The sequence below is a fragment of the Streptomyces sp. NBC_01618 genome, from assembly GCF_045209435.1.
In the GTDB taxonomy this organism is placed as follows: Bacteria; Actinomycetota; Actinomycetes; order Streptomycetales; family Streptomycetaceae; genus Streptomyces.
The window spans coordinates 129,236-155,869 of record NZ_CP109297.1 but is presented as its reverse complement, the minus strand read 5'-3'; the positions used below and the strand labels follow the sequence as shown (position 1 = coordinate 155,869).

The 26,634-nt window shown below is 72.0% G+C and carries 10 protein-coding genes; 7 read left to right on the top strand and 3 right to left on the bottom strand.

All coding sequences use genetic code 11. From position 1 onward, the window contains the following. Window position 1: 1 nt before the first annotated feature. The 6 genes from OH735_RS00685 to sbnB are packed head-to-tail and all read left to right on the top strand — an operon-like array spanning window position 2 to window position 21,812. Window positions 2-3,445: a non-ribosomal peptide synthetase gene (locus tag OH735_RS00685; protein WP_406378535.1), complete on the top strand. Its 3,444-nt coding sequence runs from the start codon at window positions 2-4 to the stop codon at window positions 3,443-3,445. Then, entirely contained in the window at window positions 3,438-7,736 is a 4,299-nt protein-coding gene (locus tag OH735_RS00680) for an SDR family NAD(P)-dependent oxidoreductase (RefSeq protein WP_406378533.1), read from the top strand. The genes OH735_RS00685 and OH735_RS00680 overlap by 8 nt, the downstream gene beginning before the upstream one ends. Continuing rightward, window positions 7,729-18,150 (top strand): amino acid adenylation domain-containing protein, encoded by a 10,422-nt coding sequence (locus OH735_RS00675; protein ID WP_406378531.1) that lies wholly within the window; start codon window positions 7,729-7,731, stop codon window positions 18,148-18,150. Before OH735_RS00680 ends, OH735_RS00675 begins: the two co-directional genes overlap by 8 nt. Next, window positions 18,150-19,706: a condensation domain-containing protein gene (locus tag OH735_RS00670; RefSeq protein ID WP_406378529.1), complete on the top strand. Its 1,557-nt coding sequence runs from the start codon at window positions 18,150-18,152 to the stop codon at window positions 19,704-19,706. The genes OH735_RS00675 and OH735_RS00670 overlap by 1 nt, the downstream gene beginning before the upstream one ends. After that, window positions 19,703-20,791: a pyridoxal-phosphate dependent enzyme gene (locus OH735_RS00665; protein ID WP_406378527.1), complete on the top strand. Its 1,089-nt coding sequence runs from the start codon at window positions 19,703-19,705 to the stop codon at window positions 20,789-20,791. Before OH735_RS00670 ends, OH735_RS00665 begins: the two co-directional genes overlap by 4 nt. 13 nt (window positions 20,792-20,804) lie before the next feature. Beyond that, a complete protein-coding gene (gene sbnB / locus OH735_RS00660; protein WP_406378525.1) occupies window positions 20,805-21,812 on the top strand; it encodes a 2,3-diaminopropionate biosynthesis protein SbnB in 1,008 nt (335 codons plus the stop codon). Window positions 21,813-21,925: 113 nt separating this feature from the next. Here the strand turns inward: sbnB and OH735_RS00655 are convergent, their stop codons facing one another. The 3 genes from OH735_RS00655 to OH735_RS00645 all read right to left on the bottom strand — a co-directional run bounded on the left by OH735_RS00655 (window position 21,926) and on the right by OH735_RS00645 (window position 25,492). Then, window positions 21,926-23,212: an MFS transporter gene (locus tag OH735_RS00655; RefSeq protein WP_406378523.1), complete on the bottom strand. Its 1,287-nt coding sequence runs from the start codon at window positions 23,210-23,212 to the stop codon at window positions 21,926-21,928. Window positions 23,213-23,250: 38 nt separating this feature from the next. Then, window positions 23,251-24,531 (bottom strand): cytochrome P450, encoded by a 1,281-nt coding sequence (locus OH735_RS00650; RefSeq protein ID WP_406378521.1) that lies wholly within the window; start codon window positions 24,529-24,531, stop codon window positions 23,251-23,253. A gap of 115 nt (window positions 24,532-24,646) precedes the next feature. Continuing rightward, window positions 24,647-25,492 (bottom strand): alpha/beta fold hydrolase, encoded by an 846-nt coding sequence (locus OH735_RS00645; RefSeq protein WP_406378519.1) that lies wholly within the window; start codon window positions 25,490-25,492, stop codon window positions 24,647-24,649. Window positions 25,493-25,718: 226 nt separating this feature from the next. Between OH735_RS00645 and OH735_RS00640 the strand changes: the two genes are divergently transcribed. After that, the gene (locus OH735_RS00640; protein WP_406378517.1) at window positions 25,719-26,513 is read left to right on the top strand and encodes a thioesterase II family protein; all 795 of its coding nucleotides are present in this window, start codon (window positions 25,719-25,721) and stop codon (window positions 26,511-26,513) included. Window positions 26,514-26,634: the final 121 nt, after the last annotated feature.

Genomic DNA, 26,634 nt, shown 5'->3' with positions numbered 1-26,634 from the left:
CATGATCGACCGAAGCACCCGCGCGAAGGTGGCGGCGCTCCTGCGCGAGCGTGCGGCGGCGGTGCGTACCACGCACGCGCTCTCGTACGGCCAGCGCTCCATGTGGCTGCTGAACCGGATGGCGCCCGACAGCGCCTCGTACCACATCGCGTTCGCCGCCCGCGTCGAGGGAGGCCTCGACGCAGGCCGCTTCCAGGAGGCCCTGCGCTCCCTGGTGGCCCGGCACCCGGCCCTACGGAGCACGTTCGGCGAGGTGGACGGCGAGGACGTGCAGACGGTGCGCGGCTGGCTCGACCCCGGCTTCGAGGAGACGGTCGCCCACGGGTGGTCGCAGGAGCGGCTGCGCAGCGCTGTCGAGGAGAGCTACGCACGGCCGTTCACCCCGCAGGACGGGCCGCTGATCCGGGCGGCCCTGTGGCGCACGGCATCCGATGAGACGGTTCTCCTCCTCGTGGTGCACCATCTGGTCGCCGACTTCCAGTCCTTGGAGCTGGCCCTGGGTGAACTGTCCGAACTGTACGAGGCCCTGGGCGAGGGGCGTCCCGCCCAGCTGTCCGGGACCCCGGCCCCCTACACCGACCACGTCGCCCACCAGCGGGCCTTCCTGGCCGGCGAGGACGGCCGACGGGCTCGGCTGCACTGGCACCGGACGCTGGCCGGCGAGCTGCCGGTGACCCGGTGGCCCGCGTTCCGTACCGATCCCGGTGCGGAGCGGTCCTCCGGCGAGTCGATCCACTTCGACCTGGACGACGTTCTGGCGAAGCGGATCCGCGCCTTCGCCCGCAGCGAGAACGTCACGGTGTACGCCGTTCTGGTATCCGCCTTCACCGTGCTGGTGGCCCGCACCTCGGGCCAGGAGGACGTGCTGATCGGGACCCCGGTCGCCGGGCGGACCGTACCGTCCGCCGCGGGCACCTTCGGCTACTTCACCGATCCGGTGGTGCTCCGCACCGACCTGGGGGACGGGCCGTCGTTCGCCACCCTGGTCCGGCGCACCCGACGGACCGTCATCGAGGCACTGGAACACCAGGAGTACCCCTTCGAGCTGCTGGTCGAGGAACTCGCGCCGCGCCGAGCCTCGGGGGTCAACCCGGTCTTCCAGAGCATGTTCATCCACCAGAAGGCGCGGGAGTTCCCCGGGCTGGCGGCGCTGCACTGGGGGGCGACCCCCGCGGGCGCGTCCATGGACCCGATCCCCTGGGGCGGGGTGGGTCTGAGGCCCTACCGCCTGGCCCAGCAGGAGGGCCAGCTCGACCTGTTGCTGGAGACGATCGAGGACGGCGACCGTCTGCTGGCCACGTTGAAGTACCGGCCGACCGTGTTCTCCGCCCGTGCCGCCCACGATCTGGTGGAACGCTTCCGCACCTTGGTGGGCGCGGCTCTGGAGGATCCCGACCGGAGCGTCGCCCTCCTGCCCTTCGCCGAAGTCCGGCCGCAGGACGGAGCGACCCGCACGGCCCGGCCGGCGCCGACGGCGGGGGACAGCCTGCTCCGCCGCTTCGAGGACTCCGTCGCAGCCCACGCGGACCGGCCCGCCATGCGTTTCCGGGGCCGGGAGCTGACCTACCGGGACCTCGACGAGTCCGGCGCCGCGTGGGCCGAGCGCCTGCGCGCCGAAGGGGTGGGGCCCGGCGACCGGGTCGCGCTCCTGCTGGAACCGTCACTGGACACCGTGACCGCGGTCGTCGCCACCCTCAAGCGCGGGGCCGCCTACGTACCCCTCGACCCGCACAACCCGGCGGCCAGGCTGCGTTTCCTCCTGGAGGACTGCGGTGCCCGGATCGTGCTGACCACCCGGAACCTGGCCCCGTCGATGGAGGACGCCGGCCCGGAGCTGCGCGTCCTGATCATCGATGAGCCAGAGGACCCCATCGGCGCCGGTGTCGTTCCCGGGGCACCGTCCGACACTGCGGCACCGGGTGCGGGCGATCTGCTCTACACCGTCTACACCTCGGGATCCACCGGTGCCCCCAAGGGTATCGACGTCGAGCACGGCAATGTCCTTGCCCTGCTGGACGCGATGCGCGAGCACATCGAGCCCGATGCGGGCGCGGTCTGGACGCTCTTCCACTCGACCGCGTTCGACTTGTCCGTCTGGGAGCTGTGGGGCTCTCTGCTCTCCGGCGCCTGTCTCGTGGTGGTGCCCGCCGACGTCGCCAGGGCGCCGGACGCCGTCCGCGCGCTGCTGATCGAGGAACGGGTGACCCACCTCAACCAGACCCCGTCCGCGCTCCACGGGCTCGCCGCCGAGGTGGGTCGGCGGGGCTCCGACGGTCTCGTGCTGCGCCACACCTTCTCCTGCGGCGAATTGCTCACCGCGGAACTGGGCCGCTCCTCCCTCGGCTGGTCCGGCACCCTGTGGAACCTCTACGGCCCGGCCGAGACCACGGTGTACGTCACCGCGCACGCGGTCGGACCCGAGGACTGCCACGGAGTGTCCGTACCGGTCGGCGTCGCGCTGTCCCACGCCGAGACGTACGTACTCGACGCCCACCGCCAGCCCGTCCCCGCGGAGGTGGCCGGCGAGCTGTACGTCGGAGGCCCCGCGGTCGCCCGCGGCTACCACAACCGGCCCGAGCTGAACCGGGAGCGCTACCTCGCGGACCCCTTCACGGGGGACGGCGGACGCATGTACCGCACCGGGGACCTGGCCCGCGTCAACGCCGACGGTCTGGTGGAGATCCTCGGGCGGGTCGACAACCAGGTGAAGGTCAGCGGCTACCGCATCGAACTGGAGGAGATCGAGGCCGTCCTCGACCGAGATCCCGAGGTCGAGCGGTCGGTGGTCCTGGTCGAGGGGGCGCACGACGACGGACGGCGACTCACCGCCTGCGTCGTCCCCGTGCCCGGCGGCCGCCCCGAGGAGGCCGCGCTGCGCACCCGGCTGCGCGGGGAACTCCCCGAGTACATGCTGCCCGCCTCGTTCGTCGTGCTGGACGCCCTGCCGCTCAACCCGAACCACAAGGTGGACCGGGGCGAGCTGGCCCGCCGGGTGGCGGACGTCCGGTCGGCCGTTCCCGACGCGGTGGCACCCGCCCCCGTCGGCGCGGCCGGGCTGGAACGGACCGTGGCAGGCGTCTGGGAGCGGGTGCTGCGCCGCGAGGGCGTACGGCCGACGGACAACTTCTTCGACCTCGGTGGCACCTCCATGCTGCTCCTGCGGGTGCACCGCGACCTGTCCGAACTGCCCGGCGGATCCGGCATGGCCGTCTCCGAGCTGTTCGCCCACACCACCGTCGCGGCCCAGGCACGGCGCCTCGGCGCCGGAGGGCGGACCACGGCCGGCGACCCGGCGTCGACCCGGGCCGCGGGCCCGGACGGCGATATCCCGAGCGCCGGGCGGCGGCGGGCGGCGATGCGCCGGAACGCGGGCGGCAACCGAGCGGCGCTGCGGCGCGACCACCGAGGCCAACGAGACCACACGATCGGAGAGAACGATGCCTGACCGCGTCGAGGACGGGCCCGCCCTCAGGGCCGAGGACATCGCGGTCATCGGGGTGCACGGGCGCTTCCCCGGTGCCCGGGACTGTGACGAACTCTGGTCCCGGCTGCGCGCCGGCGACGACTGCGTCACCACCCTCAGCGAGGAGGAACTGCGAGCCGCGGGCACTCCGGACGCGCTGTTGTCCGATCCGGCGTACGTCCGCACCGGCGGGGGTCTGTCCGACGTGTTCGGCTTCGACCACGAGTTCTTCGGCTACAGCGCGCGTGAGGCCGAACTGATGGACCCGCAGCAGCGCCTCTTCCTGGAGGCGGGCTGGGAGCTGCTGGAGACCATCGGGTTCGCCGGCGCGACACCGCAGCGCTCGATCGGCGTGTTCGCCGGCGCGTCGATGAACACCTACCTCCCCAACGTGCTGGCCCGCGAGGTCGATCTGCTCTCCCTCGCCGGTACGGAGATCATGCTCGGCAACGACAAGGACTACTTGCCGATGCGACTGTCATACAAGCTCGGACTGACCGGCCCGAGCGTCAACGTCCAGAGCGGCTGCTCCACTTCGCTCGTGGCGATCCACACGGCCGGACAGAGCCTGCTGAACGGGGAGTGCGACATCGCGCTCGCCGGGGGTGTGTCGGTGCACGTCGGACCGCACCCCGGCTACAAGTACCAGGACGGCCTGATGTTCTCTCCGGACGGCCGCTGCCGGCCGTTCGACGCCGCGGCCTCGGGCACCGCGTTCGGCGACGGGCTGGGAGTGGTCGCCCTCAAGCGCCTCGCCGAAGCGGTGGCGGACGGCGATCGGATCCTCGCCGTGGTCAAGGGCTCGGCCGTCAACAACGACGGCGCGGGCAAGATCGGCTTCACCGCCCCGAGCATCGACGGACAGCGCGAGGTCATCACCGAGGCCCACGTCGTGGCCGAGGTCTCGGCCGACGACATCTCCTATCTGGAGGCGCACGGCACCGGGACCGTCCTGGGCGACCCGGTCGAGTTCGCGGCCCTTCACGAGTCCTTCGCCGAGGGGACCGACCGGCGCGGGTTCTGCGTGCTGGGCTCGGTCAAGGCCAACGTCGGGCACCTGGCCGGGGCGGCAGGGGTCACCGGCTTCATCAAGACCGTGCTCGCCCTGCACCACGGTGAGATCCCCCCGCATCCGCACTTCGACCGTCCGAACCCGGAACTGGACCTGGCCGCTAGCCCGTTCAGGATCAACACGGAGCCACTGCCGTGGCCCGCGGGCGACCTGCCCCGACGGGCCGGGGTCAGCTCCTTCGGCATGGGGGGCACCAACGCCCACGTGGTGCTGGAGGAAGCGCCCCAGGAGCTGCCCGCCGTGCCGGAGACCGCGGGCCGCCGGCTCGTGGCCGTCAGCGCGGCCTCGCCCCGAGCCCTTACTGAGGCGCTCGGCGCCCTCGCCGACCGGCTCGACCACGATCCGCGGCTCGATCTGGCGGACGTGGCCTTCACCCTGCGCGTCGGGCGACGCGAGTTCCCGTACCGACGGGCCGTCGTGGCCGACGGTCCCCGGGAGGCTGCCCAGGAGCTGCGCCGGGCCGCCCGCTCCGCGGACCTGCCGCCGGTCGAGTTCGCCCCGGACGTCGCCCTGCTGCTGGGGCCGGCCGCGGCGGCCGGGTTCGGCGCCGTCGCCGAGGACGCGCCGGTGCTGCGGGACGCCCTGAGCCTGGTCGAGGAGGAACTCGTCGCGATCGGGGTGGCACCCGCCACCGCCGCCGACATCGTCACCGCGGCCCTCGAGGGGCGAGCGGCCTCCCCCCCCGCGGGGCCCACCGCCTTCGTGGCGGCACACGCCCTGGCCGAGCTGTGGACGCGGTCCGGCGTGACGCCGACGGTCCTCGTGGGGACGGGCGTCGGGGAGCTGTCGGCCGCCTGCCTGGCCGGCATCCTGACGCTGCGCGAGGCCCTGGCCGTGGTGGCGTGGGACGCCGGACTGCTGTCCACCGCCCCCGTCCTGACCCCGCGGGCCGGCTCCGTACCGGTGTACTCGGCCGACACCGCCCGCCCCCTGCGGGCCGAGGAGATCGCCGAGGTACAGCGCTGGAGGGAGCGGTTCGGCGGCGCCGCCGACCTGACGGCGGCGCTCTCGGCCGCGGTCGCCCCCGAGACACTGCTCCTCGCGGTGGGCGCGACCGCGACCGCCGCGCCCGGCGCGGTGGTGCCCTGCCCGGCGAGCGGCGAGCGCGGGGCGACGGAGTTCGGCGTGCTGGACGCCGGCGCCCTGCTGTGGACGGCGGGCGTACCGGTGGACTGGACCGGCTGGCGGCCGGGCCGGCGCCGACGCGTCCCCCTGCCCACCCACCCGTTCCACCGGCGGCGCCACGTGGCGCGTCCGACCCCCGCCGCCGAGGCGCCCACGGCGACGGCTCCGGCCGCTGCCGAGGAGCCCGCGCGCCGGGCACGGCCCGCCGACTGGCTGTTCGCCGAGTCCTGGCATCGGCTGCCCCTCGGGGGACCGTTCGGCGGGTCCGTCGACACCCGGCCCTGGCTGCTGCTGTCCGACGAGGGCGGCCTGGGGCAGGCGCTGCGCGCCGAACTGGCCCGCCACGGGGTTCCGAGCGTCACCGCACGGATCGGTACGGGATTCGCGCGGGTCGGCGCTGCTTCCTTCACGGTCGACCCGAAGGACCCCACAGGGATGTGGGACCTGTTCGCGGCGCTCGCCGAGGACGGTTCGCTGCCCGGTACGGTGGTCCATCTGTGGTCCCTGGACGACGGAACCGGGCTGGAGCCGGACGACGTGGAGAACGCCCGACAGCGGGGCTTCGACACCCTGGTCGAGCTGGCGGGCGAGCTGGCACGGCGGTCCCCGGCCGGTTCGGGCGCCCGGATCCAGGTCGTCGCCCGCGGCCTCTTCGACGTGCTGGGCGGCGAGACCGTCTCGCCCGCCACGAGTACGGTGCTCGGGGCCGCCGCGGTGATACCCCAGGAGTTCCCGCGGTTGACGGCCCGCTGCCTGGACCCGGGCGACGATCCGCTGCCCGCCGAGCGCCTGCTGGCGGAGCTGGACGGACCCTCGGACGAGCCGGTGCTCGCGTTCCGCCGTGGCCGGAGGTGGGCCCGACGCTTCGAGCACACGGCGGGCGACGGGGCAACGGCCCCGTCGGCCCTGCGCCCCGGCGGCACGTACCTGATCACCGGAGGGCTCGGCGGGATCGGCCTGACCCTCGCCGAGCACCTGGCCTCCACCGTGGGCGCCCGGCTGGTTCTGACCGGCCGGTCCGCCTTCCCGGAGCCCGCCGAGTACGACGCGTGGCTCCGCGAGCACGGACCGGACCACCCGGCCGGCCGGCGCGTCGCGCGGGTGCGGGACCTGGCCGAACGCACCGAGGTGCTGGCCGCTTCCGTCGACGTGACCGACGAGCGGGCCATGGCGGACCTGGTGGCCGAGGCCAGCCGTCGGTTCGGCCGGATCGACGGCTGGTTCCACGCCGCCGGGGTCCCGCTGGACCGGGCGGTGCGGTGGATCGGACGCTCCGACCGGCAGGCATGGCGTGAGGTCATGGCTCCCAAGGTCGACGGCGCCCTGGTCCTCGAACGGGTCTTCGCGGACCGGCCCGTCGACTTCGGCTGCCTGGTCTCCTCGCTCTCGTCCCTGGTCGGCGGTCTGGGTTACGCGGGTTACGCCGCGGCCAACGCCTTCCTCGACGCGATGGCGTCGGCCCGGCCGGACCGGCTCACGGTGAACTGGGAGGGCTGGGACCTCCCGGGACAGCAGCCGATCACGGACGGCGCCTCGGAGTCCTGGCAGGAGCTGCGTCGGCTCGCCCTGACCCCCGAGGAGGGGGCCGCGGCCTTCGACATGGTCCTACGACAGGTCGGGGAACGGCGACTGGCGGTCTCCACCTCGGACCTGGACGCCCGGATCCGTCGCTGGGCGGCTGGCAGTCCCCCGCCGGCCGGGGAGACCCCGGCGCCCGGCTCGGTCCCCGAACCCGTTCCGGGCTCCCTCGGAGAGGACCTGGAGCAGCGGCTGGCCCGAGTGTGGGGCGAGGTCCTGCACTGCGAGGTCGACCAGTTCGACAAGAGCGTCTTCGACCTGGGGGGCAATTCGCTGCTCCTGGTGGAACTCGCGCTCCGGATCGAGGAGAGCCTCGGTTTTCCCCTCCAGGCGACTGACCTGCTGGAGGCCCCCACCATCGCGCACCTGGCCGATCGGCTGCGGGCGAACGCTGGCGAAACCCCCGACGACGAATTGGCGAAAGCGGCACAACGGGTGGACCGGCGCGCTCGCGCCCGTGCCTCCCGCAGAACCAGGAAGGGTCTCACCAGTGAATGACCATCCGAGCATTGCCGTCGTCGGCATGGCGGGGAGGTTTCCCGGAGCCGACAGCGTGGCCGAACTGTGGCGGTTGATCGAGGAGGGTCAGGAGGCCGTCCGGACCTACTCGGACGCCGAACTGCTGCGCGCGGGCGCCGACCCGGACGCCATCCGGGGCCCGAACTGGGTCAAGCGCGGGTCCCACCTCCGGGACGTGGAGTACTTCGACGCCGCCTTCTTCGGCTACACCGGCCGCGAGGCCGAGCTGATGGACCCCCAGCAGCGCATCTTCCTGGAGGTATGCCACGAGGCGCTGGAGGACGCGGGCCACGGTCCGGGCACCTTCGACGGGGCTGTCGGCGTGTACGCGGGAACGCGCCGCAGCGGCTACCAGGACCTGCTGGACCGGCCCGAGTACGACAACGTCACCGACTCCTTCGTCAAGCAGGGAAACGAGCCCGATGCCCTGGTCACCAAGGTGGCCTACAAGCTCGACTGCACCGGGCCCGCGTTCACCGTGCAGACCTTCTGCTCCACCTCGTTGGTGGCCGTGCACCTGGCCTGCCAGCAGCTTCTCGACGGGGAGTGCGACCTCGCCCTCGCCGGCGGGGTGGCGCTGCGGCTGCCGCAGCACGTCGGCTACCGCTACCAGGAGGGGGGCACACTGTCCCCCGAGGGGCGGTGCCGTCCCTTCGACGCCGACGGGAACGGGCTGATCTTCGGTGACGGCGCGGCCGTCGTCGTCCTGCGGCGGCTGGAGGACGCGCTGGAAGACGGGGACAACGTCCTCGCGGTGATCCGGGGCTCGGTGATCAACAACGACGGCGCCCGACGGGCGGGTTACACCGCCCCCGGGGTGTCCGGCCAGGCCCGCGCCGTCCGGGAAGCCATACTCGCGGCCGCCGTGGACGCCTCGATGATCGGCTACGTCGAGACGCACGGCGCCGGTACCCCGTTGGGGGACAGCGTCGAACTCGCCGCGCTCACGGCGGCGTTCGACACGGATCTGCGGGGCGTCTGCGCCATCGGTTCGGTGAAGTCCAACGTGGGCCATCTCGACTCCGCGTCCGGGGTGACCGCGTTGATCAAGACGGTGCAGGCGCTGCGCCACCGGACCATCCCGGCCAGCCTCCACTTCGATGTGCCCAACCCGGAACTGGACTTCCTGAACAGTCCGTTCCACGTGAGCACCGAGTCGAGCGAGTGGCACCCGATCGACGGGCGTCGCATCGCGGGTGTCAACTCCCTGGGCATCGGCGGTACGAACGCGCACGTGATCGTGGAGGAGGCGCCGGCCGCGGCGAGCGCACCGACCGGGGCCGGGGAGCACCTGTTCGTGCTGTCCGCGAAGACTCCTGAGGCACTCGACCTGGCCGCCGGCGCACTGCGCCGGTTCCTCGAGGACCACCCCGAGGTCCCCACCGCGGACATCGCCTTCACTCTGCAGCGGGGCCGGCAGGCGTACCGTCACCGGCGCTGGTGGATCGCCTCCCACAACGAGGACGCGGCCCTCGCCCTGGCCGAGGGGCGGTACCACGGGAGCGACTCCGTCCGCGCCGGCGCCGAGCCCCCAGCCGTGCCGCCGACGGGTACGGACCCGCTGTCACGGTTGGGCGCAGCCTGGCTCGCGGGGGACCGGATCGACTGGACCACTCTCTACCGGGGCGAACGGCGCCGACGTGTGTCGCTCCCGACCCATCCGATGCTCCGCAAGCGGCACTGGCCCGAGACGGAGCCCGCACAACCTCCCACCCCGACCGCGCCGGCGCCCGTGTCCGCCGTGGCGCCGGCCGAGCACACCGACACCGAAGACGCAGCCGTGGCTGTTCAGAACGAGGACGTATCGATGAATTCCCTGCTCCTGGACGAACTCCGGACCCTCGTGGCCGCCCGGTTCAAGATCCACCCCGACGAGTTGGACGACAGCGTTCCGTTCCTGGAGATGGGCGCCGACTCGCTGCTGCTGCTGAGCATCCTCCAGCCGCTGGAGGAGAGGTACGGCTGCAAGCTCTCGATGAGGCAGTTCTTCCGGGAGTTCCAGACCCTGGCCGAGCTGGCGGTGTACCTGGAGAAGACCGCCGACGCCGACCGGCTGCCCACGGCCGCCGCCGCACCGGCTCCGGCGGCCGCCCCTGTGGCGGAGCCGGTCGCTCAGGCGCCCGTCGCTCCCGCGCCCGCCGTCACGGAGTCGACCGCACCCGCGCCGGCCGCCCCTCGGCAGATCGCCGCCCCGGCCGTCGAAAACGCTCTTCCCGCGGTTCCCGCGTCGGTGTCGCCGGCGTCTCCCGCCCCGCAACAGGTCGGCCCGGTCGCCGCGGTCCCGATGTCCGCCATCGAGCGCATCGCCGCGGAGCAGCTGAAGGTGATGGGCCGTCAGCTCGACCTCATGGGTGGCGCGGCGGCCGTCGTGCCCGCCATCGAGACCGCCGTACCGGCGCCTGCCGTGCTCCCGGCCGTGAGCTCCGAGCCCGTCGCGGCGCTCGAGGCCGCGGCGCGCGTGGAGCCGGCGGTGCCATCCGCGGCGGCGCGGACCGCTGCGGCGGCACAGACCGTCGCGGGAGCACAGACCGCCGCGCCCATCGTCCCGCTCGCCCCGCGCATGCGCTCGCAGGCGCAGATCGCGGACACCGCGGCCCGCACCCGCTACCTGGAGTCGTTCACCGATCGTTTCTCGGCGAAGATGGCCAGGTCGAAGGAGTTCGCCCAGCGCTTCCGCCCGGTCATCGCCGACAGCCGGTCCACCATCGGCTTTCGTATGTCCACCAAGGAACTGCTCTTCCCGATCGTCGCCGAGCGCGGTCGCGGAGCCCGCCTGTGGGATGTCGACGGCAACGAGTACGTCGACCTGACCATGGGCTTCGGCGTGCACTACTTCGGGCACCAGCACGCGCCGATCGTCGACTCCCTGCGCGAGCGCATGGACACCGGATTCGGACTCGGCCCCCGGACCGAACTGGTTGAGGACGTCGCCGCGAGCATCCTGAAGCTCACCGGGATGGAGCGGGTCGCCTTCGTCAACACCGGAAGCGAAGCGGTCATGACGGCCGTACGGCTGGCCCGCGCGGCCACCCGCCGGGACCGGATCGTCATCTTCTCGAACGGCTACCACGGTCACGCCGACCCCGTCCTCGCCGCCCCCACCTGGGTGGACGGCGAACTGCGCACCAAGCCGATCGCCACCGGCGTGACCCGGCGCAGCGTGGAGGACGTGGTCGTCCTCGAGTTCGGCACCGAGGCGGCGCTGGAGTACATCGAGCAGCACGGCCCGGAGCTGGCCGCCGTCATGGTGGAGCCGGTGACGACCCGGCATCCGGGCGATCAGCGTCCCGATTTCCTGCGCAAACTGCGGGAGCTGACCCACCGGCACGGTGCGAAGCTCATCTTCGACGAGATGGTCACCGGCTTCCGCGCCCACCCGGGCGGCATCCAGGGCCTGTACGGCATCGAGGCGGACCTCACCACCTACGGAAAGATCATCGGCGGCGGTCTTCCGCTCGGCGTGGTCGCCGGCCGCGGCGGCGTGATGGACTCCATCGACGGCGGTGTGTGGAACTACGGCGACGACTCCTTCCCCACGGTCGAGTCCACCTTCTTCGGCGGCACCTTCTGTCAGCACCCGCTGTCGATGGTCGCGGCCAAGACCGTGCTGGACGAGCTGATCGCCTCCGGTCCGGCGCTCCAGGAGGCCCTGGGCCGCCGCACCGCCCTGTTCACCGAAGCCCTGAACGCCGACTTCCGCGCCCTCGACGTGCCGATCACAGTCGACCGTTTCGCCTCGCTCTTCCGGTTCGAGCACGAGGCGAACATGGACCTGTTCTTCTACAACCTGTTGGAGAAGGGCGTCTACATCTGGGAGTGGCGCTGCTGCTTCCTGTCCACCTCGCACACCGACGAGGACCTCGCTTTCGTCCGCAAGGCGATCCGCGAGTCGATCGGCGAACTGCGCGAAGCGGGCCTGCTGGCACCGCTCTCGGCCTCGGCCCCCGCGCTCGCCCCGCTGTACGGTCCGGACGGCGCCGCGCTGCCGCTGTCCGATCCGCAGGCCGCCGGCGCCCTGACCGCCCCGGCGCCCGCCACGCCCCGGGCCGCGGCCCCGGCTCCGGCGGTGGTCGAGGACAAGGCCCTGACGCTCCCGGTGGGCCGGGCCCAGAAGCAGCTGTGGGCCCTGGCCAACCTGTCCGAGGACGGCTCCCTCGCGTACGACCTGCACGTCGACTTCTGGCTGGACGGCCCCTTGGACCGCGCCGCACTGCGCGTGGCCGTACGGGGCCTCCTCGCCCGCCACCAGTCCCTGCGTCTGACCATGGCCCCCGACGGCGAGAGCGCGCTGGTGCGCCCGGTCGCCGAGATCTCCCTGGACGACGTCCTCACCTTCGAGCGGGCCTCCGGCCCCGCGGAGCTGGACCGTCTGCTCGACCCCGCCGGGCGGAGCCCGTTCGACCTGGTGCGCGGCCCGCTGGTGCACGTACTGGTCGTCGAGTCCGCTCCGGAGCGACACCTGCTGCACCTGCGGGTGCACCACCTGATCGCCGACGGCTGGTCCACCGTCCCGCTCATCGGCGACCTCACGGAGCTGTACTCGGCGGCCTGCCGGGGCACGGAGGCGAAGCTGGACCCGGCCCCGCAGCCGGGTGACTTCCGCGCCTGGCAGGACGAGCTCGCCGCGGCCCCCGAAGCCGCCGCTCACCGCGACCACTGGGCGACTGTGCTCAAGGGGGCCGCGGAGTCGGCCCTGCCCGGCTCCGACCAGGGCCAACTGCCCACGTTCCGCAGCGAGCGCCGCACCCTCACCCTCGACTCCGACTTCTTCGCCCGGCTGCGGCGGGAGGCCGGCGCCCAGGGCGTGACGCCGTTCGCCTACCTGGTCTCGGCCTGGGGCATGTTGCTGCGCCGGATCACCGGGCAGGACGACCTGATCATGCTGGCCCCGTCGGCCGGGCGCCCGCCGCACCTGGAGCAGATGGTCGGCTACTGCACCAACCTGATGCCGCTGCGCTTCCGTGTCGCGGGTGATGCCCAGGTCGGTCCGTGCGTGGAGGATATGCAGGACCAGCTCCTGGACGCCATGGAGCACGACACGCACCCCTTCGCCGACACCGTCGCCGCCGTCGACGCGCAGGCCCCCGGGCTGTCCCGCCGCCTGTTCACCAACGTGATCGTCTTCGACCGCGAGGTGCCGCTGCCCGCGGTGCAGGGGCTGACGGTCTCGGAGGCCGCCGTGGCCCCGCGCCGCCACAGCCCGTACCCGCTGATGGTGACGATCACCGACACGGGCTCCGGTCTGCGCTGCGACTTCGACGTTCAGCGTGACGTGCTCCCGGCGGGCATGGGCCAGCAGATCCCCGGCATGTTCCGGAACCTGCTGACCGAGATGGTCGCCGACAGCGGCCGCTCCATGGCGGCCATCGACATCCTGGACGAGGACGAGCGCGCCCTGATCCTGGGATGGGGCCGAGGCCCGGAGATCGAGCTGGGCGACCTGACGGTCTGTGAACTGTTCGAGCGCCAGGCGGCCGAGACCCCGGACCGGACCGCGGTGGTCTGTGAGGACCGTGTCCTCACCTACGCCGAGCTGGACGACCGGGCGAACCGGCTGGCCGAGGTCCTGCGCGACCGACTGCCGGTCGGCCCGGAGACCATCGTCGGGATCCGGCTCCCCCGCTCCGAGCGGTTCCTCGTCACCATCCTCGCCCTCTGGAAGTGCGGGGCCGCCTACGTCCCGCTGGAGCCCAAGCACCCCATCCGGCGCCACCTCACGGTGCTGGAGCTGTGCCAGGCCGTCGGCGTCGTCTCCGAGGCCGACCACGAGCCCGAGGGCGACACCACCCTGCCGTGGCTGCGGTACGGCGAACTGGTGGCCGAGGGCGCCCGCCTGGAGTCCGCCGCCCCGGTCGCGGACCGGCCGATGAACGCGCCGGCGTACGTGATGTTCTCCTCCGGCTCCACCGGCGAGCCCAAGGGCATCGTGATCGAGCAGCGGGCCATGCTGAACCACGTCCTCGCCAAGATCGAGGACTACGACGTGGACGGCGACTCCGTCCTCGCCCAGAACGCCCCCAGCTCCTTCGACATCTCGGTCTGGCAGTTCGTGGCGCCGCTCCTGAACGGCGGCTCCGTGCGGGTCTACCCCGACTCCGTGGTGGAGGACCCGGCCGTCCTCATCCGTCAGGTGGACGAGCACCGGGTCAGCACCCTCGAACTGGTCCCGAGCTACCTGGCGATGATGCTGGACGAGCCCGCGCTCACCGGCGGGCAGGTCCTCTTCCCGGCCCTTCGGCACGTCGTGCTCCAGGCCGAACCGCTCAAGCCCTCGCTCGTCGAGCGCTGGTACCGGAGCTTCCCGGACATCGCCATGTCGAACGCGTACGGCGCCACCGAGACCGCCGACGACGTCCTGCACCCGCGAACCCGGGTGCCCGACTCCGACCTGACTCCGACCGGCAAGCCGATCCGCAACGCCTCGATCTACATCGTGGACGAGGAGTTCCGGCTGGTTCCGCCCGGCGTCCGCGGCGAACTCCTGGTCGCCGGCGTGCCCGTGGGCCGTGGCTACCTGGAGCGGACGCCGGCCAACGCCGCGGCCTTCCTCCCGTACAACCCCGTCGAGCCGGAGCGCTCCGGACCGGTGTACCGCACCGGTGACATGGCCCGGTGGCGCGAGGACGGGGACATCGAGATCCTCGGCCGGGACGACCACCAGGTGAAGGTCCGGGGCCAGCGCGTCGAACTCGGCGAGATCGAGCGGGTCCTGCACGGACTCGACGGCGTCGCCGACGCCGTGGTCAAGGACTTCCCGGCGCCCGAGAGCGCCGGCGCCCGACTCGTCGCGTACCTCGTGGAAGCCGCGGGACGCACCCTGGACACGCAGGTCCTCAAGGCCGAACTCGGCGAGCGGCTGCCCGACTACATGGTCCCCGCCCAGTTCGTGGTCCTCGACGCCCTTCCGCTCAACACCAGCGGCAAGGTCGACAGGAAGGCACTGGCCGAGCCGGCCGCCCCCACGGGCAAGGCGGCCCCCGTCTCCCCCCGCCACTACCTCGACGACCTCGTCCTGCGCTGCGCCCGGGCCGTGATCGGACACGGGCAGATCGGACTGGGCGACGACTTCTTCCAACTCGGCGGCAACTCGATCAGCGCGGTCCGACTCGTGCAGATGATCCGCGAGGAGGCCCAGATCGAGCTGCCGGTGGTCACCGTCTTCGACCGGCCCACCCTGCGTGAGCTCAGCGACGCCGTGCTCGGCGCGTCCTTCGACGCGTACGCCCCGATTCCCCGCGCGGAGGCCAAGCCCGCCTACCGCACCTCGGCCTCCGAGGAGCGGATGTACTTCCTGTCGATGCTGGACCCGTCCAGCCGCCTCTACAACATTCCCATGGCCTACGTGGTCGACGGCACCGTCGAACTCGACCGGCTCCGGCACGCCGTGGACGCGGTGGCCGTCAAGCACGACATCCTGCGGACCACCTTCGACATGGAGGACGGCCGACTGGTGCAGCGGGTCCTCGACACCGTCCGGGTGCCCGTGTCGGACCTGGGGGTCACCGACGAGTCGCTGGAGGACCTGGTACAAGGCTGGGTCACCCCGCACGACCTGCGGACCGGCCCGCCGCTGCGGATGGCCGTCGCCCGCCGGTCCCAGGGCGAGGAGCACGTGCTGCTCCTCGACATGCCGCACATCGTCTTCGACGAGGGGTCGGTCGGCGCGCTCTTCCGCGACCTCTCGGCCGCCTACCGAGGCGAGCAGCTGGAGCCCGCGGCGCTGACGTACAAGGACTTCGCCGAATGGGAGCACGTCTACCGGACCTCGGAGGGCTTCCGTAAGGACCGCTCGTACTGGCTGGACCGCTTCCAGAACCCGCCGGCCACGGGGGACTTCCCGCAGCGCCCGCGCCCGGCCGTACTGGACATGGTGGGCCAGCGGCACTCCTTCTCCCTGGACGCCGAGCTGACCGCCGGGCTCCGCGCGTACTGCCGCAAGCACCGGGTCACCCCCTACATGGTGCTGCTCGCCGTCTTCAACACCCTGCTCTCGAAGTACACCGGCCAGCAGGAACTGGTGGTGGGCACGCCGGTGGACGGCCGCTACCACCCGGCGTGCGCGGACATCATCGGCATGTTCGGCAACTCCCTGCCGCTGCGGACCGCACCCGCGGACGGCAAGTCGTTCGAGGCCTACACCAACGAGGTGCGCGGCGCCGTCCTCGAAGGGCTCCAGCACCAGGCCTATCCGTTCGAGGAGCTGGTCCGGGAACTCGACCTCCCGCGTGACCCGAGCCGCAACCCGCTCTTCGACCTGATGTTCGTCTTCACCGACCTCAGCCACGCCAGCTTCGACATGGACGGTGCGGTCGGCACCCCGGCGCCGGTGAGCATCGGCGTCGCCCGCATGGACATGACCTTCTCCGCGTACGAGCGTCCGGACACCATCGAGGTCATCCAGGAATACGCCACCGACGTGTTCGACCTCGACACGGTCGAGCAGATGGCTCACCACTTCACCCACTTGGTCCGCCAGGCCCTGGCCGCACCGCAGCGGCCGCTGGCCGAGCTCAGCCTCGTCACCGAGGACGAGCGGGTGCGCCTGACCTCCGGACAGGGCACCTTCGAGTCGGTGCCGGACAACGACCTGACGCTGCACGAGCTGTTCGAGCGGGCCGTGGACGCCGAGCCGACCCGCACGGCCGTGGTGAGCGGCACCGTCCGGCTCGGCTACGCGGAGCTCGACGAGCGCGCCAACCGGTTGGCCCGGGTGCTCCGTGAGGACCTGGGCGTCGAACGGGAACACCCCGTCGGCCTCCTGCTGGACGAGCCGCACGACATCGTCACGGCCATGCTGGGCGTGCTGAAGGCGGGCGGCGCCTACGTGCCCTTCGACCGTTCCACGCCCCCGGCCCGGGTCCGCGACCTGCTGGCCCACAGCGGCGCCGGCGTCCTCATCAGCGACCTGCTGACGCAGGACGACGTGCCCGAGGGCGTCCGGCTGCTGCGTCCCGACGCGCCCGAGATCGCCGCGGCGTCCGGGGACCGGCTGCCCAACGTCAACGGTCCGGCCGACCTGGTGTACATCATGTTCACCTCCGGTTCGACCGGCCGGCCGAAGGGCGTGCTCGTCGAGCACACCGGCGTCCGCCGGGTCTCCCACAAGGCCGAGTACATACCGAGCCTCGACGGCGAGCGCGTGCTGCAGGCCACCAGCTGGGGCTTCGACGTCTCCGCGGTCAGCATGTACGGAGCCCTGCTGAACGGCGGCACGCTGGTCTGCCCGTCCCGGGGAGAACTCCTCGACCCCACCCTGCTGCGTGAGCTCGTGACGCGGGAGGACGTGGGCCTGGCCTTCTTCAGCACCGCCTTCTTCCACATGCTGGCGGACGTGGCGACGGACAGCCTGGAGCCGATCCGCACCCTCGTCGTCGCGGGCGAGCGCATGTCGGCGGAGCACGCCCGCCGCACCCTCGCCCGCCTCGGCGCCGGCCGCCTGATCAACGCCTACGGCCCGACCGAGGGGACGGTCTTCGCCACCGCCTTCCGGATCGAGGAACTCGACGAGGACACCGTCTCCGTGCCCATCGGGGCCGCCGTGGACGAGACCCGCGTCTACATCCTCATGCCGCACGGTGAGCCCGCGCCCGAAGGCATCGCGGGCGAGCTGTGCATCGCCGGGCCCGGCGTGGCCCGCGGATACCTCGGGGCCGAGGACGACACCGACGGCCCCTTCCAGCCCGACCCCTTCGTGCCCGGGGACCGCATGTACCGGACCGGGGACGTGGCACGCCTGCTCCCCGGCGGCCTGGTGGACTTCATGGGCCGCCGCGACGACCAGTTGAAGATCCGGGGCTTCCGCGTGGAGCCGGCCGAGATCGAGGCCGCGCTGCGCACCTGCGCGGGGATCAAGGACGCCCGCGTCGTCGCCCGGGTCGCCGAGCACGACGGCGAGCTGGAGCTGAACGCGTACCTCGTCGGAGACGAGGGGCTGCGCATCCCCGCCGTGCGTGAGGAGTTGCGCTCCCTGGTGCCGCACTACATGCTGCCCGGTCACTACGTCGCCATGGACCGGCTGCCCCTCAACTCCAGCGGCAAGGTGGACAGGAACGCCCTGCCGCAGGCCGAGCGCCACTCGGAGCCCCGCCCTGCCGAGGGGGACGGAGCCCGTACCGCGACGGAGGAGCGACTGCTCAGGGTCTGGGTGGACGTCCTGGACCTGTCTTCCGCATCGCCCTCCGACAACTTCTTCATGGTGGGTGGCCACTCGCTGAAGGCTGTAGCCCTCATCGCCGAGGTACGCGAGATCTTCGACGTGGAGGTGCGACTGATCGACTTCCTGGCCGCACCGACCGTCCACAACCTTGCCGAGCAGATCGACAACCTGCTCTGGGCGGCGGGCGGCGCTCAGGACGCCGCGCCCACGGACACCCACGAGGAGATCGTCTTCTGATGAACACCCCCCTTCCCGACAGCCTCCAGGGGCTGATGTCCCGCCTGCGCGGCCTGGGTGTACGGCTGCGCGCCGACGGGGACCGGCTCGCGCTCGACGCACCCAAGGGGGCGATCGACGCCGACCTCGCCGCGCTCATCCGGCGGTACAAGGAGGACCTGCTGCGCACCGTCGCCCGGGCCGGCGAGGTCCGGGCGACAGGCTCCGGGATCCCGGCCGCCGCGCCCGCCGAGTCGTACCCCCTCTCCGCCGCCCAGAAGCGCCTCTACTTCACGGCACTGCTGGACCCCGAGGTCACGACGTACAACATCCTGGACGTCTTCCAGATCGACGGACCGGTGGAGTCGGACCGGCTGGAGCGGACCCTGCGCGCGATGGTGGCCCGGCACGAGGGCTTCCGGACCGCGTTCGACCTGCGGGGCGAGGATCCGGTCATGCGGGTGCTTCCCGAAGTCGCGATCCGGCTGGAGCGGGTGCACGCCCCGGAGTTCACCCCGGAACGCTCCGGTGAGTTCGTGCGCCCCTTCGATCTGACCGAGGCACCGCTGCTGCGCGCCTGGTTGGTGGAGGTCCGTGCGGACCTGCACTACCTGGTCACCGACAAGCACCACCTGGTCTTCGACGGAGGCTCCCGGGCCGTGTTCGCGCGTGACTTCGTGCGGGCCTATCTCGAAGAGGAGGCCCCGCCGCTCGCCCTCGGCTACAAGGACTACGCGGTGTGGCAGGCCGACGGGGACGGTCCGGAGATCCGCCGCATGGGCGCGTACTGGGACGGGGTCTTCGCCGACCGGGCCGACGATCCGGCGACGGTGGCCCGGGCGTACCCGGAGCTGTGGGGCACCCCGCCCCGGCGGGCGCACCTGGACCTCGGCACCAGCACGGTGGAAGCCGTCCGCCAGCTGTGCCGGGAGCGCGGATCCTCCCTGCCGATGTTCCTTCAGGCCGTGTGGCACACGGTGCTGCACGGATACAGCGGCCAGCGGGAGATCGTGATCGGACACCCCGTGGACGTACGGGCCGGTGCGGGCCTGGAGGGCCAGATCGGGCTGTACGTCAACACCGTGCCGATCCTTTCCCGGCCGCGGCCGGAGCTGCCGTTCATGGAGTACGCCCAGGAGATCCGCGACAGGATCATCGCCGGGCTGGACAACGGGCGGTTCCCCTACGACACGGTCGTCGACCGGGCCTCCGCCCGCCGCAACGTCAAGGAGGACCCCCTCGTGGACGCCTTCTTCAACGTGGCCCACGCGGACGTGGCCGGCGCGGGCCCGTGGGAGCGGATCGGGCTCCGCGAGGTGCCGGGCGACCCCCGAGCAGCGCTGCCCGAACTCCCGTGCCTGGCCTGCCGGTTCGACCTCACCCTGAGTGTCATCGAGATGCCGCAGGACATCCGGCTCGCCCTGGAGTGCGTCACTTCCCTCATGGACGAGGAGACGGTACGCGGCCTCACCGCAGGCCTCGGCGAGGTCGTCGAGCGGGTGCTGGCCGACCCCGGGGTGACCCTCGGGGACCTGGTCGGAACCCGCCGGCCGGCGGATCGAGCGTCCGAAGGATGATCACCGGGAATCCGCTCGACCTGCACTTCCCGGACGTGTTCTTCGAGATGGCCGGGCTTGTTCCGGGGGGCCGGATGATGTTGAAGCTCGAGGGCTTCAACATCACCGGCTCCATCAAGCTCAAGTCGGCGCTGTTCATGGTCGAGCACCTGGAGCGGAGCGGACTGCTGGTACCGGGCCGCTCCACCGTCGTCGAGTCCTCGTCGGGGAACCTCGGCGTCGCCGTCGCCCTCATCTGCCGGATGCGCGGATACGGGTTTGTCTGCGTGACCGATCCGAACGTCTCGGCCGTCAACCTCCGGGCGATCCGGGCGTACGGTGGCCGGATCGATCGGGTGGACACCAAGGACGAGCAGGGCGGCTACTTGCGCACGCGCCTGGACCGGGTGGCCCAACTGTTGACGGAGGACCCGGACCGGGTCTGGCTCAACCAGTACGCGAACCCGGCCAACGCCCGGGCCCACGCCCAGTGGACGGCCCGGCAGATCCTGCAGTCCGTGCCGGACGTCACCCACCTGTACGTCGGCACCGGGACGACGGGGACGATGATGGGGCTGGCCGAGAGTTTCGCCCGGCTGTCCCCGCAGACCGAGCTGGTGGCGGTGGAGCCGGAGGGCTCCGTCACCTTCGGCGCCGCCCGGCCGGGGCGGCGCCGGCTCCCCGGCCTGGGCACCAGCAGCCCTCCGGCCATCGCGGACGCCGGCCGGGTCCATCGCATCGTCCACGTGGCGGAGCGGGACGCGGTCCGCCGCTGTCACCGGACGCTGGAGTCGCACGGCCTGCTCGTCGGCTCGTCCACGGGCTACGTCCTGGAGGCCGTCGTGGCGGACGCCGACGGCTTCGCCCCCGACAGCGTCGTGGTGGGCGTCTCGCCTGACTTCGGTGACAAGTACCTGGACACGCTCTACGACACCGAGTGGCTGGAGGCCAACTTCGAGGACGCCGCGGAGGCGTTCCCCAGTGTCGGAGAGGACGTAGGGCCGCGTGCGCCGCTGTGCGGCCCGTTGAGCGAGATCCTGAACCACCCGCAGGGGGACGGGGAGGCGCCGGCGCCGCTCTCCCCCCTGACCCAGCCCACACACTGACAGAGAGAGACCCGTGACCCTTCCCAGCTTCCACGTGATCGGCGCCCGTGCGGTGGCCGAGATCCTCGCAGACCGGCACCGCGACATCGTCGACCTCGTGGCGGACACCTACCGGCTGCACGGCGAGGGCGCCACCACCAATCCCGACAGCTACTTCCTCCGCTTCGCCGACCGGCCCACCTCGCGGATCATCGCGCTTCCGGCGCGGGTCCGGGGCAAGGAGGACGTGGCGGGCATCAAGTGGATAGCCAGCTTCCCCGAGAACCACGACAGGGGCCTGCCCCGGGCCTCGGCGGTGGTCATCCTCAACGACATGGCGACGGGCATGCCGTTCGCATGCGTCGAGGGCTCGGCCATCAGCGCGACCCGGACCGCCGCCTCGGCGGCTCTGGCGGCCGGGCTCCTGCACCCGACCAAGGACGTGGAGCGGATCGCCGTGCTCGGCGCGGGCCCCATCGCCCGGACGATCCACGAGTTCCTGACCGCGTCGGGCTGGCGGGCGGGCCGCCTCGTGGTGCACGACCTCGTGGCCGAGCGGGCGGCGGCCTTCGCCGACCGGGCCCGCGAGCGGGGCCAGGAGGCCGAGTCGGCGGCGAGCGCCGAGGACGCGATCCGAGGTGCGGACCTCGTCGTCCTCGCCACCACCGCCGCCGAGCCCTACCTGCACGACGCCTCGCTGTTCACGCCCGGGCAGACCGTGCTGAACGTCTCCCTGCGCGACCTGGGCGTGCCGGTGGTCCTGTCCGCCCAGAACGTACTGGACGACGTGGACCACTGCCTGAAGGCGGCGACCTCGCCACACCTTGCCGAACAGGCCAGCGGCGGCAGGGAGTTCGTTGCCGGAACCATCGCCGACGTGCTGGCGGGGCGGCTGTCGCCCGACCCGGACCGGGTGCGGGTGTTCTCCCCGTTCGGGCTGGGCGTGCTGGACCTGGCGCTGACCGGCTTCGTTTTCGACGAGGCGGTCTCCCGGGGGCTCGGGACCGTTGCCCCCGACTTCTTCGGCCTCGACGGTTCCTGAACCGACGCGTTCTCTCCGGTCTTGTGACCTGGAGACCCGGAGACCCGAGACCCGGAACGATCAGGCCCCCGTACCGAGCGCTGCTCCTGGTACGGGGGCCTTTTCGTCCGGGGTCACGACTCGGTGGCCACAGGCTCCTCCGGTGACGTCTCGGACTCCTCCTGGCCGAGCGTCCGCAGCTTGCGCACCTGGGACAGCAGCGGCCAGACCATGGAGGTGAGCAGGCCGACCGAGGCGACGACGAGGGTGTTCGCCAGGCCGAGCGCGGTGCTCGCCATGGCGCCGCCGACGAGGGCGCCGAGCGGGTTCACGCCCCAGCTCATGAAGCGGACCGAGGCGGTGATGCGCCCCATCAGGTGGTCCGGGACGAGCGTCTGCCGGATGGTGTTCACGCACACGTGCATGACCACGATGCCGAACACCCAGCTGAACTGGGAGATGCCGATGAGCGTCAGGCCCACCGGCTTGTCGAGGAGGTGGGCGAAACCGACCGGGATGGCCGTGATGCCCGGCAGCGCGTAGCTCAGGACCAGGGTCGGTCCGATGCCCAGCCGGGTGATCACCCGCTGGTTCACCGCGGCGGCGATCAGGCCCGCCGCACCGCCGAGCATGGTCATCGCGCCCAGCGTGAAGGGGTTCATCTCCACGTCCCGGATGGCGTAGAGCAGGTAGAGGGCGGCGAACATGGCGCCGAAGAAGTTGAAGTGCGTCGCCGCGATGGCCAACGGCCATTGGTACCGGTCGCCGCGGAGCAGCTTCAGTCCGCTGACGACGGCGTCCCAGTGACGTTCCTTCTCGGCGCCCTCCGGCTTCTCGGGGTGGGCCTTGGGCATGCCGAGAAGGGCGACACTGCTGACGACGTAGGTGGCCGCGTCGACCAGGAGGGCGACGGGGGCACTGAGCCACTGGACCAGGGTGCCGGCGATGCCGGGGCCGGCGACGTCGCCGACCGCCTCGCTGCCCTCCAGCCACGAGTTGGCCGGGCCGATGTTCTTGGCGCCGACGAGCCGGGGCATGTACGGGACCATGGCGCTGTCGAAGAGCAGGGTGAACGCGCCGACCAGGAAGGCGGCGAGAGCCAGCACCCAGATGTCGAGCGCGTCGGCCCAGGCGAGCAGGGGAACCGCGACCAGGACGATCAGCCGTCCCAGGTTCGCGACGTGCATCATCAGGGTTCGCTCGTAGCGGTCGGCCCACACCCCGGCCGACAGCCCGAACACCAGGTTGGCGGCGCCCGCGGCGGCGGTGAGCAGGCTGGTCTCCCAGGCGCCGGCGTCCATGGTGAGCACGGCGAGGAGGGGCAGGGCCAGCGTGGTCACCTGAGCGCCGGTCAGGGATATGGATTCGGCGGTCCACAGGCGGAAGAAGCCTGTGGCCGCCAATGCTGATTTCTTGGACACGGAGTGTGGTTCCTCTGTTCGGATATCGGCAGAGCGTGTCACCCGAGGGTGACGGGAAGACGGGAATAGCCGCGGAGGTTGAAGATCGGCCGCAGTTCCGCCTCGCCGTGGAGGGCGAGTCGCGGGAAGCGGGTGACGAGTGCCGGGAGGGCGACGGCGGCCTCCAGCCGGGCGAGTGACGCGCCCAGGCAGTAGTGGATGCCACCGCCGAACGAGGTCGACTTGGGCCCCTCGCGGCGGATGTCGAACCGGTCCGGGTGGGCGAAGTGCCCGGGATCCCGGTTGGCCGCGCCGAGGAAGGCCACCACCCGGCTTCCTTCGGGGACCGGGACGCCGCCGATCTCCGTGTCACGGATCGCGTGCCGCATGGTCCCCTGGATGGGGGCGTCGTAGCGCAGGACCTCCTCGACGGCCGCTTCGGCCAGCGTGGGGTCGGCCAGCAGGGCGGCACGTTGTTCGGGGTGGCGGAGCAGCGCCATCACGCCGTTGGTGATGAGGTTGACGGTGGTCTCGAAGCCCGCGATGAACAGCAGCATCACCGTCTGCAGCAGCTCGTCCTCGGTCAGGCCGCCGTCGCGGTCCCGCACGGCGATCAGGGCGGAGATCATGTCGTCCTGCGGCGACCTGCGGCGTTCCGCGATGAGGTCGGTGAGGTACGGGGCCAGTTCGCGGATCGCCCGGTCGGACCGCTCGTACGCCTCCTCGAAGGAGAAGAGGTCGAAAACGACCGAGACGGCCGCGGTGGGACCGCGCAGCCAGGACCAGTCCGATTCCGGCACGCCGAGCAGCGCGCCGATCACCGACACGGGCAGCGGGAAGGCCATGAGGTCGTGGACGTCGACCGGGCTGCCGTCCGCCCCGGCGTCGGCCATCATGTCGAGCTCCGCCGTGACCAGCGCCTCGATCCTGGGCATCAGCTCCCGGACGCGCCGCGGGGTGAAGGACCCGCTCACCAGCTTCCGCAGCCGGGTGTGGTCCGGAGGGTTGCGCTGCAGGAGGGACCCACCCATCACGACGTTGGTCGGACTGTCCCGCCAGTCGGGTTCGTTGAGGTCCATCCAGGCCGCGTCCTCGACCTGGAGGTCCGGGGACCGCAGGGCCCGCGCGCAGTCCTCGTACCGGGTGAGGACGGTGACCCCGTACCGGCTCACGTGCACCGGGGCCAGCTCGCGCAGCCGGGCGTAGCGGGAATAGGGGTCCTCCCGGCCCTGGCGGGTCTGGAGTTCGAGGAAGACCGCGTCGGCCTCCGACGTCGTGTCCCAGGAATCGCTCGGGAGCTGGCTCGTGGTGGGGGAGGGCAGGGAATCCAGCTCGCTCATAGCCTCGTCTCGTCGTGAGGGGAAGGGGTGGGAGGGCGATGCAAGGTCGGCTGAGGAGCGACGGGCCGAACAGGGGGAGAGAACGGAGTCCGATTTTGCTGCGGCACACGCAGGGTCAGGCGAGCTCGAACCGCCGGGCCGGGCCGCTGAAGTGCTTGGCGACGAGTGCGGAAACCGGTCCCACGCCGTCACCGGCAAGCATGGTGTAGTGGTTGCCGGGCACCTCGACCCTGGTGAGCCGGCCCCGTATGACGGGCTCCCAGCCAGAGACGGGGAGTGCGTCCTGCGAGGACTGCACGAGCAGCACCTCGGCCGAGACCGGCCGGGGACGGTACTCCGTCGCGGCCATCAGATTGGCCCGGAAGACCTCGAAACGCCGCTGCATCTCCCCGAGCCACCACTCCCGGTCCCCGCCGCGGCCCAGCTTCAGGTGGTCGAGCAGCGTGCCGAGCCGCTCCGCCTGGGAGAGCCGGTCGAAATCGGCGGCGAAGGCGGACATCGGCGAACCCAGCGAAGCCGTGACGTCGCGCATGTACCAGCGCGTGAAGGCGGCCGTGCTCGGGGGTTCGGCGAAAGGGGTCGGGAACTGCGTATCGATCATGGCCACGCGCGCGGCGTCGCCACGCCGCTCCAACAGCCGGGCCAGTTCGAAGGAGACGACACCGCCCATGGACCAGCCGCACAGCAGGTACTCGTTCACAGGACCGAGTTCGTTGTCCATCACCGCGAGGTAGGCGGACGCCATCTCCTCGACCGAGGTGTGCGGGACTCCGCCCGCCTCCAGCCCGGCCGCCTGGATGGCGTGCACCTGGAACTCCGGTGCGAGGGCCGAGGCCAGCACGGAGTACACCGCAGCGCTGCCGCTGACAGCGTGGACACAGAAGACCGGCCGCCGGCTGCCGTGGTCAGCGGAGCCGGTCGAAAGGGAGACGAGAGAGCCTCCGTGGGGTTGGGCATGCACCGCCTGCGTCCCTCCCCTGAGAAGTGGCGATAGCTGCTGCCAGGGCAGGCACGGAATCGATCGGCCGCCCGATTGGCTGGATGATCATATCGACTGCATGCGCTGTCGGGAAGATGCGAAGGCCGCTCGAAAACCGTCTCCCACCCGCACATATGCTCCGACGGTGGGCCGGGGGAACGAACCCCTGGAGTCGCGGCGACGGACGCCGCGGGGAGGGACGACGAACATGGACGAGACGAGTGGGGCCGAGTCGAACCGATGGCTGAGGGTCCTGCGCCCGAGCCCGGGCGACGCCCGACTGGTGTGCTTTCCCCATGCCGGTGGGAACACCACCTTCTACCACCCCTGGGTCGGGCTGCTCCCGCCACGGCTCGAACTGGCGGGGGTCCGCTACCCCGGCAACATGGAACGCAGCGGGGAGAGTTCGGCTCCCGACATCGAAACGCTCGCGGACGGCGCGACCCGGGCCATCCTGAGCGACGGGGACCGGCCGGTCGTCCTGTTCGGCCACAGCCTCGGCGCGCTCGTGGCCTACGAGGTGGCCCAGCGCCTCGAATACCAAGGCCGTCCGCCCACGGCCCTGTTCCTCTCGGGCCAGGCCGCCCCGCACCACCTGCGGCGGGGCTCCGTCGCGCTGCGCGACGACGACGACTTCTGGGCTGCGATCACCACGCTGGGCGGGATCGACGAACAGGTCTCCGCCGTCCCGGAACTCCGAGCCCTGGCCCTGCCCGGGTTGCGGAGCGACTTTCGGATCGCGGAGACCTACGGACCGCGCCCGGTCCGGGCGCTGCACTGCCCCGTGATCGTGTTCACGGGAGACGCGGACCCCACTCATGCGCCGGCCGGGGCCAGGGCGTGGAACGACGCGGCACGTGGGCTGTTCCGGATTCAGTCCTTCCCCGGCGATCACTTCTTCCTCGTGCCGTGGGCGGCCGAGGCCACGGGCGTGATCGCCGCCACCGTGGCGGAACTGCTGAGCGACCAGGCCGACACCGCCTCCTGCGTCGGCTCATCCTGATCGGCCCAGGCCGCATCAGGCACCGTTCGCCGTCCTCGGGCACGGCTCCTCGGCTGAGGCGGGAAGGGGCCGACACCGCCTCCTGCGTCGGCTCATCCTGATCGGCCCAGGCCGCATCAGG

Excerpts from the sequence above, each read along its gene's own strand:
- OH735_RS00685 (WP_406378535.1), top strand. The coding sequence starts at position 2 with ATGATCGACCGAAGCACCCGCGCGAAGGTGGCGGCGCTCCTGCGCGAG.
- OH735_RS00680 (WP_406378533.1), top strand. The coding sequence starts at position 3,438 with ATGCCTGACCGCGTCGAGGACGGGCCCGCCCTCAGGGCCGAGGACATC.
- OH735_RS00670 (WP_406378529.1), top strand. The coding sequence starts at position 18,150 with ATGAACACCCCCCTTCCCGACAGCCTCCAGGGGCTGATGTCCCGCCTG.
- OH735_RS00665 (WP_406378527.1), top strand. The coding sequence starts at position 19,703 with ATGATCACCGGGAATCCGCTCGACCTGCACTTCCCGGACGTGTTCTTC.
- OH735_RS00650 (WP_406378521.1), bottom strand. The coding sequence starts at position 24,531 with ATGAGCGAGCTGGATTCCCTGCCCTCCCCCACCACGAGCCAGCTCCCG.
- OH735_RS00640 (WP_406378517.1), top strand. The coding sequence starts at position 25,719 with ATGGACGAGACGAGTGGGGCCGAGTCGAACCGATGGCTGAGGGTCCTG.